The sequence below is a fragment of the Chishuiella sp. genome (genome assembly GCF_032109125.1).
Lineage (GTDB): Bacteria > Bacteroidota > Bacteroidia > Flavobacteriales > Weeksellaceae > Empedobacter.
Map to the genome: position 1 here is coordinate 69856 of NZ_DAMCLZ010000005.1, position 17750 is coordinate 87605.

Genomic DNA, 17750 nt, shown 5'->3' on the forward strand with positions numbered 1-17750 from the left:
ATTTAACTAACTTTTGATTTGATTATAAGATACAAATTTACAAACTAATTTACGATTATAAAAATGCCAGTCATCGATTATATAAACGATAAAAAACATACTCGCCTAATTACTTGGGATGTAAACGAAAGTAATGAGGAAATGTTAGAATATCTTCAACTTAAGGATTATAGGATAGAGAAATATCGTAATCTTCGACCTAAACAAGCTAGAGAATATCTTGGTTTAAGAGCTTGTTTAAAAAAATTAGATTTAGATTATGATGTAAATTATGATGAAAAAGGAAAACCTTTTTTAGAGACAAATAGTGAAATTTCTATTACGCATTCCTATGGTTTAGTGTCTGTTGGGATAAGTGAATTCAATATAGGTATAGATATAGAACTTAGTCGTCCTAAAAAAATATTAAATATTAAAAATAAATTTGCTCGTCCTGATGAATTACACTGGCTCCCTAAAGGGAAAGATGAAATTGAGTACTTACATATTATTTGGGGAATAAAAGAAGGTTTGTATAAATTGAACGGCGGTAATTTATGGAATTTTTTAAATCATTATCGAGTAGAAGAGTTTGATTTAGTAGAAAATAAACAAATTGTTTGTTGGATTTCTGATGATGTAAAAAGTAGAAAATACCATGCTTTTTATAAAATGATAGGTGATCATTATTTGATTTGGGTATTGGATTATGAATAAATTTTAACTTAAAATTACAAAATGAATGATTTTATAGATTACATCCTTGCTCCATATAAAACATACACTACACTAAACATTATATTAGAAACAATAGCTACGTTGTTCGGAATAATTTCCGTTTTTTATACTTACAAGCGTAATATATTAGTTTACCCTACAACAGTAATATCAACACTTATATTCATTTATTTATTTTTTAGTTGGGGGCTTTATGGAGAAACAATTATTAATGTTTATTATGCTTCAATGGCTTTTTATGGTTGGATTCTCTGGAAAAAAAATCTTAAAGAAGATCATAAACATGTTGAGGTATTTTGGGCAACAAAAAAAGAATATTTTTATGCAATTCTATTATTTTTATTCAGTGTATTATTTATTTTGACAGTTTATTATTTTCGTCCAATAATACAAAATGGTTTTAATTGGAACTATATTTCTCAATGTAAATTACATTATACTCCAATAGATTTTATAGATGCTTCTACAACAGCTATATTTTTAATTGGAATGTGGATGATGGCACGGCAAAAAATTGATAACTGGATTTTTTGGATTATAGGAGATTTAATTATGATTCCTTTGATGATATACAAAGGAGCAGTAATTACATCAAGTCAATATCTTGTATTTCTAATTTTATCTATTATTGGGTTAATAGATTGGATAAGAGTACAAAAAAGAGATACTTTTTAATTTATATAAAAATCATTATTTTAGCATAAAATACAAACCAATAAAATTATTATTATAAAATATATGGAAAATCAACAATTTTATCAGAATCAGCTGGTAGCAGATGCTACAATAGCAGAAAGGTCAACTTTTTATAAACATACCTATGGTCATGTTGCTGGTGGTGTTTTAGTATTTGTGCTTATTGAATCACTTATGCTGCAATCAGAAGGTCTAGTAAGATTTATGTTAAGCTTAACTTCTGGTTATTTATGGTTGATATTATTAGGTGGATTTATGGGAATTACATGGGTTGCCCAAAAAATGGCTTACGAATCAATTTCTAAATCAAAACAATACTTAGGTTACTTTTTATATATTATTGCAGAAGCACTAATTTTTGTTCCCATGCTCTACATTGCCTTGTATTATGGAGGAACTTATGTAATAAAACAAGCAGCTGTTGTAACAGGAGGATTGTTTGTAGGTTTATCAGCAATTGTATTTTTAACAAAAGCAGATTTCTCTGTTTTAAGAGGAGCATTAACAATAGGATTCTTTTTAGCAATTGGTTTAGTAATTGCAGGAATGTTATTCGGATTCAATTTAGGTTTATGGTTCTCTGTTGCAATGTGCGCATTGGCTGGTGGAGCAATATTATATAATACACATCAATTAAAATACGAATTTGGAACACAACAGTATGTTGCTGCTGCATTATCATTATTTGCATCATTAATGTTATTGTTTTGGTACATTTTAAGAATTTTTATGAGTAGAGATTAAATCTTTAAGATAAATAAATTGTATATTGAACCGTAACATTATTGTTACGGTTTTTTTTATAAAAATTATGACAGATAAAGAAAAAGAGACAGATAGAATAAAATCATCTTTTCGTCCTAAAGATTGGAATGAAATAAGAATTAACGATTCTTGGGCATTGTTTAAGATTATGGCTGAATTTGTTCATGGCTATGAAGCAATGTCAAAAATAGGACCATGTGTATCCATTTTTGGTTCAGCAAGAACTACAAGTGATCATCCACATTATCATTTAGCAGAAGATATAGCATATAATTTAACAAAAATAGGTTTTGGAGTTATAACAGGAGGAGGACCAGCTATAATGGAGGCTGCAAACAAAGGAGCTCAGAAAGGAGGAGGTTCTTCCGTAGGATTAGGAATTACTTTACCTTTTGAAACTAGCCTAAATAAATATATTGATAGAGAATATGAAATAAATTTTGATTATTTCTTTGCTCGAAAAGTTATGTTTGTAAAGTATTCTCAAGGTTTTATAGTAATGCCTGGTGGTTTTGGTACTTTAGATGAATTATTCGAAGCCTTAACACTAATTCAAACTAAGAAAACAGGTTCTTTTCCTATAGTTTTGGTTGGCAAAGATTATTGGGCAGGTTTAATAGATTGGTTGAAGGACAGAATGTTGGAAGAAGGTTATATTAATGAAAAAGATTTGGATTTATTCCGTCTCGTAGATACTTCTGAAGAAGCTGTTTTACATATCAAAAACTTTTACGAAAAATATAATATAAAACTTAATTTTTAAAAAAAGATTATAGCACAAATATTTTGGGCAAACCCTACGGTACGGGCTTTATCGTTCCCAATCTTTGCTAAATAAATGAAACTTTCAAAATATAAATTATCATTTATTTAGCAAAGGATTTCTACTACAATCCCTTTTGCAATTTTCTTATAAAAAAGAAAAGAAGACTATAAATAAAAATACTTTAAGAACTTGTAGTAATCCTAGAAAAAAGTGTTTCTCACAGATAGTATCAGCCAGCAATAGTAACCAGGTATATGTTACTTTTGTTGGGTACTTTGAGATAACAACTCGGGAGAGAAGCAAAATTTATGTTGCGTTGTTTTCCCAAAATTAAATTATTAACAAGTGTTGCTATTTTATAGTATTAGGTTTTAAATTAGTATATTTTTAAAAATAAAAAAACGTAACTCAGTTCTGAACTGAGTTACGTTTTTTTATGAAATGATTATTTTTTAATCAGTTTTGTACTCGATTTACCTTTTTCTGTAGAGAAAACAACTAAATATATTCCTTTATTTAAAGATTGAATATCAAAAGAGTGATTTGATTTATAATAACCTTTAAATTCTTTAATTAATTTTCCTGATACATCATAAATTTTGATATTATTAGTAATAGTATTCAGACTAAAATAATCTTTTGTAGGATTTGGAGTTATACTAATTTTAAAATCTTTGATAGTATTTTCTTCCGTTTTTAAAGAAGTTTTTTTATTTCCTAAAATTCTAAATTCACCAGGATTTAATGAAATTACATAAGATGAATTTGCACTTGTTGGGTTAATAACTGTTTCATCCAATAAATTATACCAACTACCTAAGTAAGGAAATAATGGTGCAATATTCTGAGTTGTAGTTTCAAAATTCGCAATCACTATAACATCTTTAAGTTCAGAATCTTTTAAGTTATCATTTTTGATATGAATTCTAGGTTTTAAATCTCCAGAAGATATTGTATAAGTATCCGTATCAAAAACCTTATTATTCAATCTTAATTCAATAATTTTAGACCAAATTTCATAGACACTTTTTCTATTTATATCTTTTGTATATCCTATTTCGGACGGGATTGGTTTAGGGTCAGTTCTACATCCATCATTTATAGTCTCATCATTACAATAGTTTATTGAATATTCATATCCTAATTCTCCAAATTGCCACAACATTTTAGGACCAGGAATAGTAAATAGAACAGCTCCTAATGCTTTTTGTCTTTCTAGAGAAGTGTTTAAATCTTTTACACTGTAAGAATTATTAGAAGCTCCCCATTGTAGGTTTTTATACATTATACGTTCTTCATCATGACTTTCGGCATAACCAACTAAATGCTTTTTATTAAATCCTTTTACTGTATGATTTAACCAATTGAAATTGCTATCAGAACTATATCCCATTGTATTCTGATTGAAATTGTTTGTCGCTTTTCCCCAAAGCATTATTCCTTTTCCTTCGTCTATTCTATAGTTTGCCCATTCTGTTTCTTCTTGTGCAGAACCATTGTTTCCTAAATGTTCGAAAATAACATAAGATTTGGGATCTATTGACCATTGATAATCTGCATATTGTTTTAATATTTGTACACGGTCTGAATGATAGTCGTTTGTACAATTTTCATCAGACGGAGAACATTCTTGTGTAAAACCTTTTGTTAGATCCCAACGAATTCCATCAATATTAAATTTATTAATCCAATGCTCTATAGTTCTATTTACATAATATTGTGTAGGAGATAGTTGATGATTCATGTCATAACCTACATTATAAGTATGTTTAGCTTCTTGATTAAGATATGGATTTTTATCTGTAGGTTCTCCGTAACCATCTCCATCAGGATCGTTCATCCACATTCTTACTAATGGAGATCTACCAAAAACGTGATTTAAAGCTATATCTAAAATAACTGATATTCCATTTTGGTGACATAAATCAATAAATTCTTTCATTTTAGATGCTGGTCCATAAGCTTTGTCTAATGCTAAATGATAAGATGTATTATATCCCCAAGAAATATTACCTTCAAATTCCATAACAGGCAAAATTTCAATAGCATTTACATTTAATTTTTTAAAATAATCAAAATCATTAATTAAAGATTCCCATGTTTTAGAAGTATTAAAATCTCGAATTAATAATTCATAAATAATTAAATTTTCTTTATTAGGTCTATTAAAATTAGTAGTTTTCCAGTTGTATTTATTTTGATTTGTTTGTAATACAGAAACTTCAAATTCTTGACCATTAGGATAAATAGGCATATTAGGATATGTTTCTTCATTTATATATTGGTCATCATAAGGAGACAAAATTAATGTAGAATATGGATCTGCAGTTTTTATACCATCACTTGTTCTGTACTGAAATGTATAAATATCATTTGCTTTTAAATTGTTTATCTCTAACCAATATAAATCTTTATTAGTGGTATCTCTATTCATGACATAGTTATCTGATATTTTCCAATCATTAAAAGAACCAATAACATGAATAAATTCTTTTTGTGGTGCATATAAAACTAAATATGCTTTTGTAGGATCATTTTCTATATAATTTATTCCTTGTTTTAGAAGACTTGGAATAGCGATATCCTTTACTGTAGGTTTGATATGTACTTGGAATGATTTTGAAATAACCTGTCCATCATTTTCTGCTTTTAAAATATATTGCTGATTATTTGTAATGGTATAATTTTTATTAAAAACAGAAGATGAGGTTACGTTTTCTATTTCTACACCATTTGCCGTTAATGACCAATTTGCACTTTTAGTAGTAGTTGCATTAATTTTAAATTCTGAACCAGATGAAAGGTTTGTAATACTATTTTCTGAAGGCTGGTCTAATGTCATTCGAAATGAACCTACATCTATTTTAAAATTTTCTGTTTGTTGTTTTCCATCTTCGCTTCTAAAAACAACATTAATAGCTGTGATATTTTTAGAAGAGTTCGACGAATAAAATTGATAAATAGAAGAAGGTATCTCTAATTTATATGTAGTATTAGAAATAAATTTTAATTGAGGTTGATTAGTATTATCTCCCCAATTTCCAATTGTATTTTGCCATTCTACGCCATCTATTGTAATTCCAGTATGTGCATAAATATTACCAGAATAGTTTTCTAATCCAGTTCCATTTTTATCAAAAAAAATAGTCGCAGGTAAGTTCTGTTCTAATATAGTAGGAATAGTACTAATTTGTGCTCTTATATAAATTATAAAAAGCAACATAATAATAGATAAAGTTTTTTTTCATTTTGTGTGTGATTTAAAAAAAGCCATTAAAAAATAAATTTTAATGGCTTTTATGATTATGTGATTTTTTATTATGAAAATTATAACCCTTCTAATTCTGTTATACCATCATAATTAATTTTTACTTTTATAGTAGTCTCTTTTGAACTAACCTTAAAGTTTGGTCCTCCACTATCATAAGCTGTGTATGGAGAACTATCTCCGATATTGAATTTCCAATCTTCATTATAGATTTTATTTCCAGAATTTTTTGATCTAAATTTTAATTCACCACTTTTCAAATTAGTTGTTAATTCAAAAACATTATCAGTAAAATTATAGTTTAAAGCAGTTTCATTGTCCCATCCGTTAGGTGTTGCATCACCTATAATTCCCCAATTCATTTTTACATATTTATATGTAAGCTTATCTATATCAACTTGTACGTAATATAGACCATCACCTTCTGTTTCTGCGATTTTCACATCTCCAGAAGAACCAGAATTTTCTAGCTGACCATTCTGAGCTCCATTAGAAGTACCATAGTTATCAGGATTAAAGTCTGTTGTTTGTCCTATAAATTTAATTCCATCATTTTGACCTACTTTAACATAAGCTTCAAATACTTTTTTAGTGCCATCTCCTATGTATCTCATTTTAAGACCATCTCCAGCATTCCAGTTATTTTTACCATAGTAACTTTGTACACCACCAACTAAATATAAAACAGGATCTCCTTTAGGTTTATACGTAGTAACGTTAATTGATACAACATCAGAAATTAATACTTCTGATTCGTGAGTACCAATTGATGAAATAACTCGATATTCTAAATCTTCTGCAGTACCAGGAATTAATCCTAAAGTTGTTGCTACGTTATTTAATTCTTTAACAGTAATGTCATATACAGTTTCAGATATAGTTGCAATTGATTTAGGTTCTTTGAAATTATTTCCTTTTTTATCTAATTGTAACTCGTATTTAGGAACTGTTGCTATACCATAATCTGCGGCAGACCATTTAAATGAAATAGCAGTTTCTGTTGCATTTTCTTCCGATAGAATAATTGGATCAGAATTTGTAATTTCAATTTTAGGGGCAATAAATGTAGATGGATTAACTTTTAATAAATCTTCATCATCATTACATGAACTTAGTGCAAATACACTTGCACAAGCTAACGAAATATATTTAATTAATTTTCTCATCTTAGTAACCTGGATTTTGATTTAGATTAGGGTTAATTACAATAATATTGTTTGGAATAGGGAATAGTGCTCTTGTAGCTGGAACTGATGTCCCATTTTGAGCTCCACCTTTAAATGGCCAATTGTAATTTGATGTATACTTGTTAAAACGAATCAAATCTGTACGACGAGTACCTTCCCAATACATTTCTCTTGCTCTCTCATCTAAAATGAAATCTAAATTTAATTGAGAGTCTGTAATGTTTCCACTTGTATTTCCGTATGCTCTAGTGCGTAATTCGTTAATTAAACTTAGAGCAGTAGCTCTGTCTCCTCCAGCTCCACCTCTTAGAACAGCTTCTGCATAATTTAGGTAAACTTCAGCTAAACGAATGACTGGTATATCTGTGTCAACATATTCTCCAGTAGCATCTCTTGTTGCAGCACCATCAGCTCTTTTATTAGACCATTTAGCGACAGCATAACCATCTGTAAATGTACCTACATTATTTATTTCGAAAGATTGACCATCTGTAAAAAACATTGCTCTTTTATCTTTCCAAGCTGTTGGCTCTCCATTTTGATTTGTAGCAGAAATAGAACTAGAAAATTGTTCTACAAGGGCTTTTGTTGTACGAGGACCTCCCCAACCACCATTCACACCAAAGTCAGGAGCTTTCATATTTCCTCCAATAGAAGCTTTTACTATAAATGTAGATCCACCGTATGTACGAGAATTAGCACCATCAAAATTTAAAGTAAAAATAGCTTCATCTTGTGCTCCATTTGTATCATTATCCGCTAAAAATAATTCATCATAAGCAGAACCATTTTTATTAGTATCATTCGTATTTATTTTATATGGAGACTGCATAGCTAATTTAGCATATGTAATAGCTTCAGTATACTTAGCTTCACCAATCCAAGTTTCAGCATTCAGATATAAACGTGCTAATAATGCTTCGGCTGCGACTTTGTCTACACGACCATATTCATTTCCTTTACCTGTTTTTAGTTCTTCTTCAATTGCTTTTAACTCATTTTCAACAAAATTGAATATTTCTTTACGATTACTCTGTTGTGGTAATTCTGATGAAATTTTTGTGACTAAAGGAACATTTCCATAAAGATCTATAAGATTATAATAAGCATAAGCACGAATAAAGCGAGCTTCGGCTATATAGCTTTTTACTTCTTGATCTGTTTCAGCTAATTTTTCAGCATTTACAATAAATGAATTAGAAAAAGAAACTGTTTGAGCTAAACGATAATACATAGCTTGTATAAAAGTATTATTAGAACCCCAAGATATATCATGTAAATTAGGAATTCCTGGATCTCCCCATCCTATTATAGCTTGGTCTGTAGTTAATTCGTTTAAATAAAATAATAAACGCGAATATTGAGACGTTCCTTCATCTATTCCTTGTATATCACCTTGCCCATCTGGTCCTTTTTGACCTGTTAAAGCTAAAGAAGCATATACTTTTGCTAAAGCTAATTTAGCAGAAGAAGGATCCTTGAATACATCAAATTCTGTATAAGTATTAGGATCGTTTGGCATTAAGTCTAAGTCATCATGACAAGAAGAAAGAGAAAATGCTAAAATAGTTGCAACTATATATTTAGATATTGTATTTTTTTTCATTTTTAATCAATTAAAAATTAACATTAAGACCAAATACATACGTTCTAGGTCTTGGATAAAAATTATTATCAATTCCTCTGTACATTTCAGGATCTAATCCACTATAATTTGTGAAAACAGCTACGTTTTGTACTGCTCCATAAAAGCGTACATCCATTCCTTTTATAGCTTGTTTTAGATTGTACCCTAATGTAATATTATCAATACGGAAGAAAGATGCATCTTCTATAAAGTGATCGCTCAATAGATTTGTTTCAGTAATATTTGTAAATCCTGTTTTATAATAATCAGTATGTACATTCGTTAAGAAATTTTGACCATTTCCTGTTGCTTTTCTACTATATCCTTTTGAAGAGGCTACATTATTGTAAGCATAGTTACCTAAGCTAACACGTGCAGTAGCAGATAAATCCCAATTTTTATATCTAAAACTAGTATTTAATCCCATTGTGACTTTAGCAAAAGGACTTTTATGGATGTATCTATCTTTTTCGTTTATTATACCATCACCGTTCAAATCTTCGTATGCACCTTCAATAGGTTTTCCATTAGCATCATATATTTGTTTGTAAACATAGAAACTAAAAGGCGCTTCTCCTTCTCTTTGGATTTGAATATTATTTCCTGTTCCTCCATCAATACCTCCAGTCAAATTATCAGTTGGTAGTTTGGTGATTTTATTATCATTAAATGCAATGTTGTAACCAAATGACCAATCAAAATCTTTTGATTTAACGATATCTGAATTAATACTAAATTCAATTCCTTTGTTTTCCATATCACCGATATTTTTATCGATCATATTTCCAAAATTAGTAAACGGATCTACATAAACACTAGCTATTAAATCCTTTGTTTTTTTACTATAAACATCTACTGTACCATAAATTCTATTTTTAAATAAAGAGTAATCTAATCCAATATTGAATGTATTAGAAACTTCCCATTTCAAATCTCCATTAAAAGGCTGTGGACGGTAAGTTTGGTAAAATGTAGAACCAAATTGATAATTTGCAGTAGCTTGTGAAATTTGATAACGTGTTAAATATTGAAAGTTATTTAAACCAGCTACATTACCAACTTGTCCATAACCTACACGGAATTTAAGATCATTTACAACTGTACTTCCTTTCAAAAATTCTTCTTTTGAAATGTTCCAAGCAAATGCTGCAGAAGGGAAATACCCCCACTGATTATCTTTTTTGAATTTTGAAGAAGCATCAGCTCTCATTGTAGCTGTTAAAATATACTTGTTATCAAAACTATAATTTAAACGTCCGTAATATGATAATAAAGTACTTTGATCTCTAGAATAAAACTCATATTGTTCTGCATTTTGTTCTTTTAATAGACCGTCAAAATTATATTGATACGTATTAAAATATTGATAACTATATCCTCCCATAACTTTTACATTATGTTTTCCGAAGTCTTTATCAAAAGTTAAATATGCATCAAATAATTTATTATAAAACTCATTATTAAACGATGTTTTAGAACCATTCCAATTAGCTAATTGACTAGGTAAATTAGCAGATTTTATTTTACGACCATTAGAATTTGATATATCGTATCCAACATTTACAGTTGCAGTAACAGAAGGTAAAAAATGTAGATTATAATCTACTTTAGCATTACCAACAAAACGTCGTATTTCTGATGTGTCATCAACTTCATTGATTAATGCAACAGGATTGACAGGGGCTAAATTATGTTTTACAGCTCCATCCATCCATGTATGATAGCCACCAAAAATATTAGCTCCAGAATATACTGGTTGTGTAGGATCATATTCCAATGCAGAACTTATTGCATCTCTATTTGCAAATTGATTTTCGATATAAGAACCACGAGCATTAATTTCAAAACGTAAATGTTTATCTAATAGAGTAGGATTCAAATTCATCGACAAAGTTGTACGATTGATATTATCTCCTCTTAATATACCATCTTGATTTGTATTAGAAACAGAAAATCGAGATGGCATATTACCACCAATATTTCCTGTAGCACTAAAATTATGGTCAAAACCAGCAGCTGTTTTGTATATTTTTCTTTGCCAATCTGTATTTGCATTTCCTAATCTAGCAATTTCAGCTGTAGTACCAACTTGGTTTACTAGTTCACGAAATTGATTTGCATTCATCATATCAATATATCCTTCAGGTTGATAAATTGATGTCGTTGAATTATAACTATATCTAAAACCTTTTCCTTTTCCTTTCTTTGTTGTTACTAATACAACACCATTTGCAGCACGAGAACCATAAATAGCTGTAGCAGAAGCATCCTTTAATATTGTCATTGTTTCAATATCATTTGGATTCAAGAAATCAATAGGGTTACGAGAACCTCCAACGTTTGTATCTGCTAACGGAACTCCATCAACTACATACAACGGTTGTGCATTTAATGATAAAGAACTATTTCCTCTAATTAAAATATTTTGTCCATCACCAGGAGCACCTCCAGCAGATGTCACTACAACACCAGCAATTTTACCAGTAACTAATTCTTGAGCTGAAGTAATAGAACCTTTGTTGAAGTCTTTGGAATTTAACTGATTAACAGAACCCGTTATGTCTTCTTTTTTTGATGTACCATAACCAATAACAACGACTTCTTTTAAGTTTTCTGTCGTTTTAGACATTCTAAGTTGTAATTGAGTTTGTCCTGCGTATGTTATTTCTTGCTCATCAAAACCAAAGTAACTGATTGTGATGATATCTCCGTCATTTGCTTCTAATATAAAATTACCTTGATCATCAGAAACAGTAGATTCTCCTGATGTGATATTTGTAATATCAGCACCAGCTAAAATTGCATTGTTTGTACTGTCATAAACAGTCCCTTTAACCGCTTCTTGAGCAGATAAAATAGCTGGACTAGAAAGTACTAATGCAAGAAGAGTTTGTTTAAAAATCCTCATATTTTTTCATGTTTTGTTTCGTTAATTTTAATCTATATTTTTACTTCTCGATTTCAAATGTATGTTGTTTATTTTATTTATTGTGTACTAAAGACACCTTTGGGTTAGACGAAAACGTTTGCGTGTTAATAAATAATTAAATTATCTATTTTTATGTGGTAGTTTTTAATAAAAAATACGGAAATTAGTAAATCAATATTAGTCATTTGAGTAATTAGAAGATCATGAAGAAGAATTTAACATTAAAACAGATAGCAAAAGAATTAGATGTCTCAATATCAACTGTTTCTAAAGCGCTGAAGAACAGTGATGAGATAAGTGAAGCAACGAGAAATAAGATTCAAGCTTTTGCTAAACTGTATAATTATAAACCAAATAATATAGCATTAAGTCTTAAGAATCGTAAGACAAAAACAATTGCTATTATTATTCCCGAAATAGTTCATGATTTTTTCGCTATGGTAATTAGTGGGATTGAAAATCTTGCAAATCAATATGGTTATAATGTTTTAATTTGTTTATCAAACGAATCTTATGAAAGAGAAGTTATTAATATGGAAATGTTAGCTTCTGGTAGTATAGATGGTTTTGTGATTTCATTATCAAAAGAAACTCAAGCAAAAAAAGACTATCATCACATTAAAGAAATTATCAATCAAGGAATGCCTGTTGTTATGTTTGATCGTGTAACAAGAGAAGTATATACCGATAAAGTAATTATAGATGATGTATTAGCAACACAAGAAGCTATTCAGTACTTTATTAGTAAAGGGCGTAAAAAAATTGGATTTATTACGACACCTGATTATATTAGTGTAGGTCGTTTAAGAACAGAAGGTTATAAACGTACATTAGAAGCTAATGGAATTAAAGTTAATGAGAATTTAATTTTAAGAATAGAAGATGAATCTAATTTAGAAGCAACAATAGAAGAGTTTTTTGAAAAGAACGATTTTGATGCTGTCATGGCTGTTAATGAATTATATGCCGTTAATGTTCTTAGAACAGCTTTAAATAGGGGAATGAAAGTTCCAGAAGATTTACATCTTATTGCTTTTACTGATGGAGTAATTTCAAAAAATTCTATTCCTAGTATTTCTACTGTAAAACAAAATGCTTTTAAAATGGGAGAAATAGCAGCACGTTTATTAATCCAAAAATTGGAATCTGAACACGAACATGAACATTATATTACAGAAGTTGTAGGTACTGAATTATTACATCGTGAAACTACAACGATTTAGTGATTTTTTTTAGGTTAAATAGTTATTTTAGTAGCAATAATCCAAAAAAAAAGTTTTAACATTGTAACCAAATCAAAACATATTTTTACTTCTCAAATAAAAAAATATAGTTTTGATAAGCTGAAACGCTTATCGTAAATAATTAATAATTACGATAATGGAAAAGCGTAGATTAAGTTTCTGGGAAATTTGGAACTTAAGTTTTGGATACTTTGGTATACAAATGGGGTTTGCTTTACAAAATGCAAACGCTAGTAGAATACTACAAACTTTTGGTGCAGATGTGCATCATCTTTCTTGGTTTTGGATTGTTGCTCCATTAATGGGATTGGTTGTACAGCCAATTATTGGACATTATTCTGATAAAACATGGGGACGATTTGGTCGCCGTAAGCCTTATTTTTTAGTAGGAGCTGTCCTTGCTAGTTTAGGACTAATTTTAATGCCACAAGCTGGAGCTTTTACAGCATTATTACCTGCCTTATGGATGGGGGCAGGATTTTTAATGATTATGGATGCTTCTTTTAATATTGCAATGGAACCATTCCGTGCATTAGTTGCTGATATATTACCTTCCGATCAACGTACATTAGGATTTTCTGTACAAACTGCATTAATTGGATTTGGAGCTGTTTTAGGATCATGGTTGCCATATATTCTTAGTAATTGGTTTGGAGTAAAAAGTACAGCATCAGAAGGTGAGATTCCATTTCATTTAATTTTATCCTTTTTAATAGGTGCAATCGTTTTGATTATATCGGTTATAATAACTCTTTCGACTACAAAAGAATATTCTCCTGAAGAACTAGAAGCATTTGATCGTGCTGAAGGAAAAGAAATTATAAAAGAAGAAAAAACATCTTTATCAAATATTTTTAATGATTTTAAAAATATGCCACAAACAATGAAACAATTGGGGTGGGTACAATTTTTTACATGGTTTGGATTATTTGGTATGTGGGTATTTGCAACACCAGCAATAGCACATCATGTTTATGATTTGCCTTTGTCAGATACCTCTTCAATAACTTATAATAAAGCAGGAGACTGGGTTGGAATTATTTTCGGTGTGTATAACGCTGTTTCAGCAATTTTTGCTTTCTTTTTACCTGCACTAGCACTAAAATTAGGAAGAAAAACAACTCATACAGTTTCTTTATTAATAGGGGGAATAGGATTAATTTCTATTTATTTTATTCATGACCCCAAATTGTTGATTTTTTCAATGATGGGAGTAGGAATAGCATGGGCAAGTATTCTTGCAATGCCATATGCAATGTTAGCAGGAGCTATTCCTTCTAAGAAAATGGGAGTATATATGGGGATTTTTAATTTCTTTATTTGTATTCCGCAAATTATCAATTCAATTTTAGGAGGACCAATAGTTAAATATATTTATGGTGGAGATCCTGTGTACGCTATTATGATGAGTGGTGTTGCATTTATTATTGCTGCATTACTAGTACAGCGTGTTCAGGATAACGAAAAACCAATCAAAGCATAACTTTATTTTGAAAACAAAAGCATTTATTTTCGATTTAGATGGTGTTATTGTAGATACTGCAAAATACCATTTCTTAGCATGGCAAAACGTAGCTAAATCTTTAGGAATTAATTTTACTCATGAAGATAATGAACAATTAAAAGGGGTTTCTCGTGTACGATCTTTAGAATTAATTCTTGCATTAGGAAATGTTCAAATTACTGATGAACAAAAACAAGAATATCTATTAAAAAAGAATGAAGAATACCTGACATATATCGATAAGATGGATGAATCTGAAATTCTTCCAGGAGTAATGGATGTACTTAATTTTCTTAAGGAGAATAAACAACCAATTATTTTAGGTTCAGCATCTAAAAATGCACGCCCTATTTTAGAAAAAGTAAATATCCTTCATTATTTTGACGACATCGTTGACGGCAATGATGTATCAAATGCGAAACCAGATCCTGAAGTGTTTTTAGTAGGAGCTAAAAAGGTAAATCAAACAGCAGCAAATTCAATTGTTTTTGAAGATTCAGTTGCAGGGATTCAAGCTGCAAATAGTGCAGGGATGACAAGCGTTGGAATAGGAGAAAAATCAGTATTAAATGAAGCAGATTATAATTTCAATGACTTTACTGAAATTTCAAAAGATTTTCTATTAAAATTAATCAATCAATAATATTTACAAACAACAATAAAATTAAAAATGAATCAAGATTATATTATCCCAAATTCGTGGTCAATCATTGAAGAAGGATTTGAAAAAGATCGTGTAAAATCTTCAGAAAGTTTATTTTCTATTGGTAACGGAGCAATGGGACAACGTGCAAATTTTGAAGAATTTTATTCAGGTGATACTTTTCAAGGAAGTTATATTGCAGGTGTTTATTATCCAGATAAAACAAAAGTTGGTTGGTGGAAAAATGGATACCCAGAATATTTTGCAAAAGTTCTGAATGCTCCAGTTTGGATAGGAATTGATATTGAAATTAACGGTGAACAGTTTGATTTAAATACATGTAAAGAAGTAAAGAACTTTCGTCGTGAATTAAATATGAAAGAAGGTTTATTAGACCGTTCTTTTATTGCAATTTTACCTTCAGGATTAGAAATAGAAGTTAATGTTCGTCGTTTTTTAGCTGCCGATTTAGATGAAATAGGTGTTATAAAATATGATATAAAACCATTAAATGGAAAGGCTAAAATTGTTTATAAACCTTATGTTGATACTGGTGTAAAAAATGAAGATGCCAATTGGGAAGAAACTTTTTGGGAACCAATTACAACAGAGATAAAAAAAGAACAAGGTTTTGTACAAGCTCGTACATTTAAAACACATTTTAATGTGGTAACATTTATGGAAAATATGTTTTTTATTAACAATGAAAAACAAGAAGTTAGTCCGTTATCACAAAATAAAACAAATCATAAAGTAGAGTTTACTTATGAGTTGAATATAGACGTGAATGAAATAGCTACAATTCATAAATTTGGAGGATATGTTGTGTCAACAAATCATCAAGAAAATGAATTAATTACAGCAGCAGAAAATGTTTTGGAACAAGCTAAAACTATAGGTTATGAACAATTGTTAATAAACCAAAAAGAAGCTTGGGCTAAGATTTGGGAAATGGCAGATATTACGATAGAAGGTGATGTAAAAGCTCAGCAAGGTATTCGTTTTAATATTTTTCAATTAAACCAAACCTATTCAGGTAAAGATGCTCGATTAAATATTGGACCAAAAGGATTTACTGGAGAAAAATATGGAGGTTCTACTTATTGGGATACAGAAGCATATTGTTTACCATTTTATATGGCTACAAAAAACCAAGAAGTTGCAAGAAATTTATTAAAATATAGATACAATCAGTTAGATAAAGCCATAGAGAATGCAGAAAAATTAGGATTTACAAATGGTGCTGCATTGTATCCAATGGTAACAATGAATGGTGAAGAATGTCATAACGAATGGGAAATAACTTTCGAGGAAATTCATCGTAATGCAGCAATTGCTTTTGCTATTTTTAATTATACACGCTTTACAGGAGATGATACTTATATTCCTGAAGCTGGTTTAGAAGTCTTATTAGGTATTGCTCGATTTTGGACACAGCGTTTCAATTGGTCAAATGATAAGAAACAATATGTTATGCTTGGTGTAACAGGCCCTAATGAGTATGAAAATAATGTGAATAACAATTTTCATACATCTTACTGTGCACAATGGTGTATTAACTATGCTGTAGAACAAGTACAAAATGTAAAAGATAACTATTCTAGCGATTTTGCACGTATTTCTTCAAAAGTAAATATTACAGATGTTGAGTTAGAGAAGATGAAAGAAGTTGCTTCAAATATTTATTTTCCATACAGTAAAGAATATGATGTTTACTTACAACAAGATGGATTCCTAGATAAAGATTTAACTCCAGTTTCTCAGTTAGATAAAAGTCAAAGACCAATTAATCAAAAATGGTCTTGGGATAGAATTTTACGTTCTGCTTACATAAAACAAGCCGATACGTTACAAGCATTTTATTATTTCGAAGATAAATTCTCGAAAGAACAATTAGAAAGACATTTTGATTTTTATGAACCTTTAACAGTTCATGAATCATCATTGTCTCCATGTGTACATTCTATACAAGCGGCTACTTTAGGTCGTATGGAACAAGCATACACATTTTACTTAAGAACTTCTCGTCTAGATTTAGATGATTATAATAAAGAGGTTCACGAAGGTTTACATATAACATCTATGGCTGGTACTTGGATGTCTATTGTAGAAGGATTTGGAGGAATGCGAGTAAAAAATGATCAACTTTATTTTGAGCCTCGTCTTCCAGAGCAATGGGAAGAATTTACATTTAAAATAAATTTCCGCAATCAAATCCTAAAAGTTATCGTAAATAAAGGAAATACAATGTTCGAATTGGAAGGAAATCAACCATTAGAGGTTTATGTTTTTGACCAAAAAGTTCTTGTACAACCTTCTATTTAATAAAAAGGGAAAAAATAGAAATACCTTGAAAGTCTCGGCTTTCAAGGTGCTTTTTAGCAATGAATTGTAAGTTGTGTTA

At 29.6% G+C, this 17750-nt stretch carries 12 protein-coding genes; 8 read left to right on the top strand and 4 right to left on the bottom strand.

What is annotated here, in order from left to right; all coding sequences use genetic code 11:
- The first annotated feature begins 63 nt into the window (after window positions 1-63).
- The 4 genes from RT575_RS07330 (at window position 64) to RT575_RS07345 (ending at window position 2941) form a co-directional block, all read left to right on the top strand.
- Entirely contained in the window at window positions 64-696 is a 633-nt protein-coding gene (locus tag RT575_RS07330) for a 4'-phosphopantetheinyl transferase superfamily protein (protein WP_313383516.1), read from the top strand.
- 21 nt (window positions 697-717) lie between these two features.
- Complete coding sequence (pnuC, locus tag RT575_RS07335) at window positions 718-1392, top strand: nicotinamide riboside transporter PnuC (protein WP_313383518.1); 675 nt, start codon at window positions 718-720, stop codon at window positions 1390-1392.
- A 63-nt stretch (window positions 1393-1455) separates the two neighbouring features.
- Window positions 1456-2157, top strand: a complete 702-nt coding sequence (locus tag RT575_RS07340) for a Bax inhibitor-1 family protein (protein ID WP_313579879.1) — start codon at window positions 1456-1458, stop codon at window positions 2155-2157.
- A 67-nt stretch (window positions 2158-2224) separates the two neighbouring features.
- Entirely contained in the window at window positions 2225-2941 is a 717-nt protein-coding gene (locus RT575_RS07345; protein WP_313383520.1) for a TIGR00730 family Rossman fold protein, read from the top strand.
- A gap of 448 nt (window positions 2942-3389) precedes the next feature.
- Here RT575_RS07345 and RT575_RS07350 read toward each other — a convergent pair whose 3' ends face one another.
- The 4 genes from RT575_RS07350 to RT575_RS07365 all read right to left on the bottom strand — a co-directional run bounded on the left by RT575_RS07350 (window position 3390) and on the right by RT575_RS07365 (window position 11934).
- Window positions 3390-6167: an alpha-amylase family glycosyl hydrolase gene (locus RT575_RS07350; RefSeq protein ID WP_313579881.1), complete on the bottom strand. Its 2778-nt coding sequence runs from the start codon at window positions 6165-6167 to the stop codon at window positions 3390-3392.
- Window positions 6168-6271: 104 nt separating this feature from the next.
- Complete coding sequence (locus RT575_RS07355; RefSeq protein WP_313579883.1) at window positions 6272-7378, bottom strand: SusE domain-containing protein; 1107 nt, start codon at window positions 7376-7378, stop codon at window positions 6272-6274.
- A gap of 1 nt (window position 7379) precedes the next feature.
- Complete coding sequence (locus RT575_RS07360; protein WP_313579885.1) at window positions 7380-9005, bottom strand: RagB/SusD family nutrient uptake outer membrane protein; 1626 nt, start codon at window positions 9003-9005, stop codon at window positions 7380-7382.
- A 10-nt stretch (window positions 9006-9015) separates the two neighbouring features.
- Window positions 9016-11934, bottom strand: a complete 2919-nt coding sequence (locus RT575_RS07365; protein ID WP_313579887.1) for a SusC/RagA family TonB-linked outer membrane protein — start codon at window positions 11932-11934, stop codon at window positions 9016-9018.
- A 224-nt stretch (window positions 11935-12158) separates the two neighbouring features.
- On the opposite strand from RT575_RS07365, the gene RT575_RS07370 reads away from it, so the two are divergent.
- The 4 genes from RT575_RS07370 (at window position 12159) to RT575_RS07385 (ending at window position 17671) form a co-directional block, all read left to right on the top strand.
- Window positions 12159-13178 carry a LacI family DNA-binding transcriptional regulator gene (locus RT575_RS07370; protein WP_313383526.1) on the top strand — a complete coding sequence of 340 codons (1020 nt, stop codon included), beginning with the start codon at window positions 12159-12161 and terminating at the stop codon, window positions 13176-13178.
- Between the two features lie 157 nt (window positions 13179-13335).
- The gene (locus tag RT575_RS07375; RefSeq protein WP_313579889.1) at window positions 13336-14682 is read left to right on the top strand and encodes an MFS transporter; all 1347 of its coding nucleotides are present in this window, start codon (window positions 13336-13338) and stop codon (window positions 14680-14682) included.
- Between the two features lie 7 nt (window positions 14683-14689).
- A complete protein-coding gene (gene pgmB / locus RT575_RS07380) occupies window positions 14690-15346 on the top strand; it encodes a beta-phosphoglucomutase (RefSeq protein WP_313579891.1) in 657 nt (218 codons plus the stop codon).
- Between the two features lie 27 nt (window positions 15347-15373).
- Window positions 15374-17671, top strand: coding sequence for a glycoside hydrolase family 65 protein (locus RT575_RS07385; protein ID WP_313579893.1), 2298 nt, complete (start codon window positions 15374-15376; stop codon window positions 17669-17671).
- The last annotated feature ends 79 nt before the right edge of the window (window positions 17672-17750 follow it).

What these genes read in the sequence shown, in the direction of transcription:
- RT575_RS07330 (WP_313383516.1), top strand. Translation starts at nt 64, where the DNA reads ATGCCAGTCATCGATTATATAAACGATAAAAAACATACTCGCCTAATT.
- pnuC (WP_313383518.1), top strand. Translation starts at nt 718, where the DNA reads ATGAATGATTTTATAGATTACATCCTTGCTCCATATAAAACATACACT.
- RT575_RS07340 (WP_313579879.1), top strand. Translation starts at nt 1,456, where the DNA reads ATGGAAAATCAACAATTTTATCAGAATCAGCTGGTAGCAGATGCTACA.
- RT575_RS07345 (WP_313383520.1), top strand. Translation starts at nt 2,225, where the DNA reads ATGACAGATAAAGAAAAAGAGACAGATAGAATAAAATCATCTTTTCGT.
- RT575_RS07350 (WP_313579881.1), bottom strand. Translation starts at nt 6,167, where the DNA reads ATGTTGCTTTTTATAATTTATATAAGAGCACAAATTAGTACTATTCCT.
- RT575_RS07355 (WP_313579883.1), bottom strand. Translation starts at nt 7,378, where the DNA reads ATGAGAAAATTAATTAAATATATTTCGTTAGCTTGTGCAAGTGTATTT.
- RT575_RS07360 (WP_313579885.1), bottom strand. Translation starts at nt 9,005, where the DNA reads ATGAAAAAAAATACAATATCTAAATATATAGTTGCAACTATTTTAGCA.
- RT575_RS07365 (WP_313579887.1), bottom strand. Translation starts at nt 11,934, where the DNA reads ATGAGGATTTTTAAACAAACTCTTCTTGCATTAGTACTTTCTAGTCCA.
- RT575_RS07370 (WP_313383526.1), top strand. Translation starts at nt 12,159, where the DNA reads ATGAAGAAGAATTTAACATTAAAACAGATAGCAAAAGAATTAGATGTC.
- RT575_RS07375 (WP_313579889.1), top strand. Translation starts at nt 13,336, where the DNA reads ATGGAAAAGCGTAGATTAAGTTTCTGGGAAATTTGGAACTTAAGTTTT.
- RT575_RS07385 (WP_313579893.1), top strand. Translation starts at nt 15,374, where the DNA reads ATGAATCAAGATTATATTATCCCAAATTCGTGGTCAATCATTGAAGAA.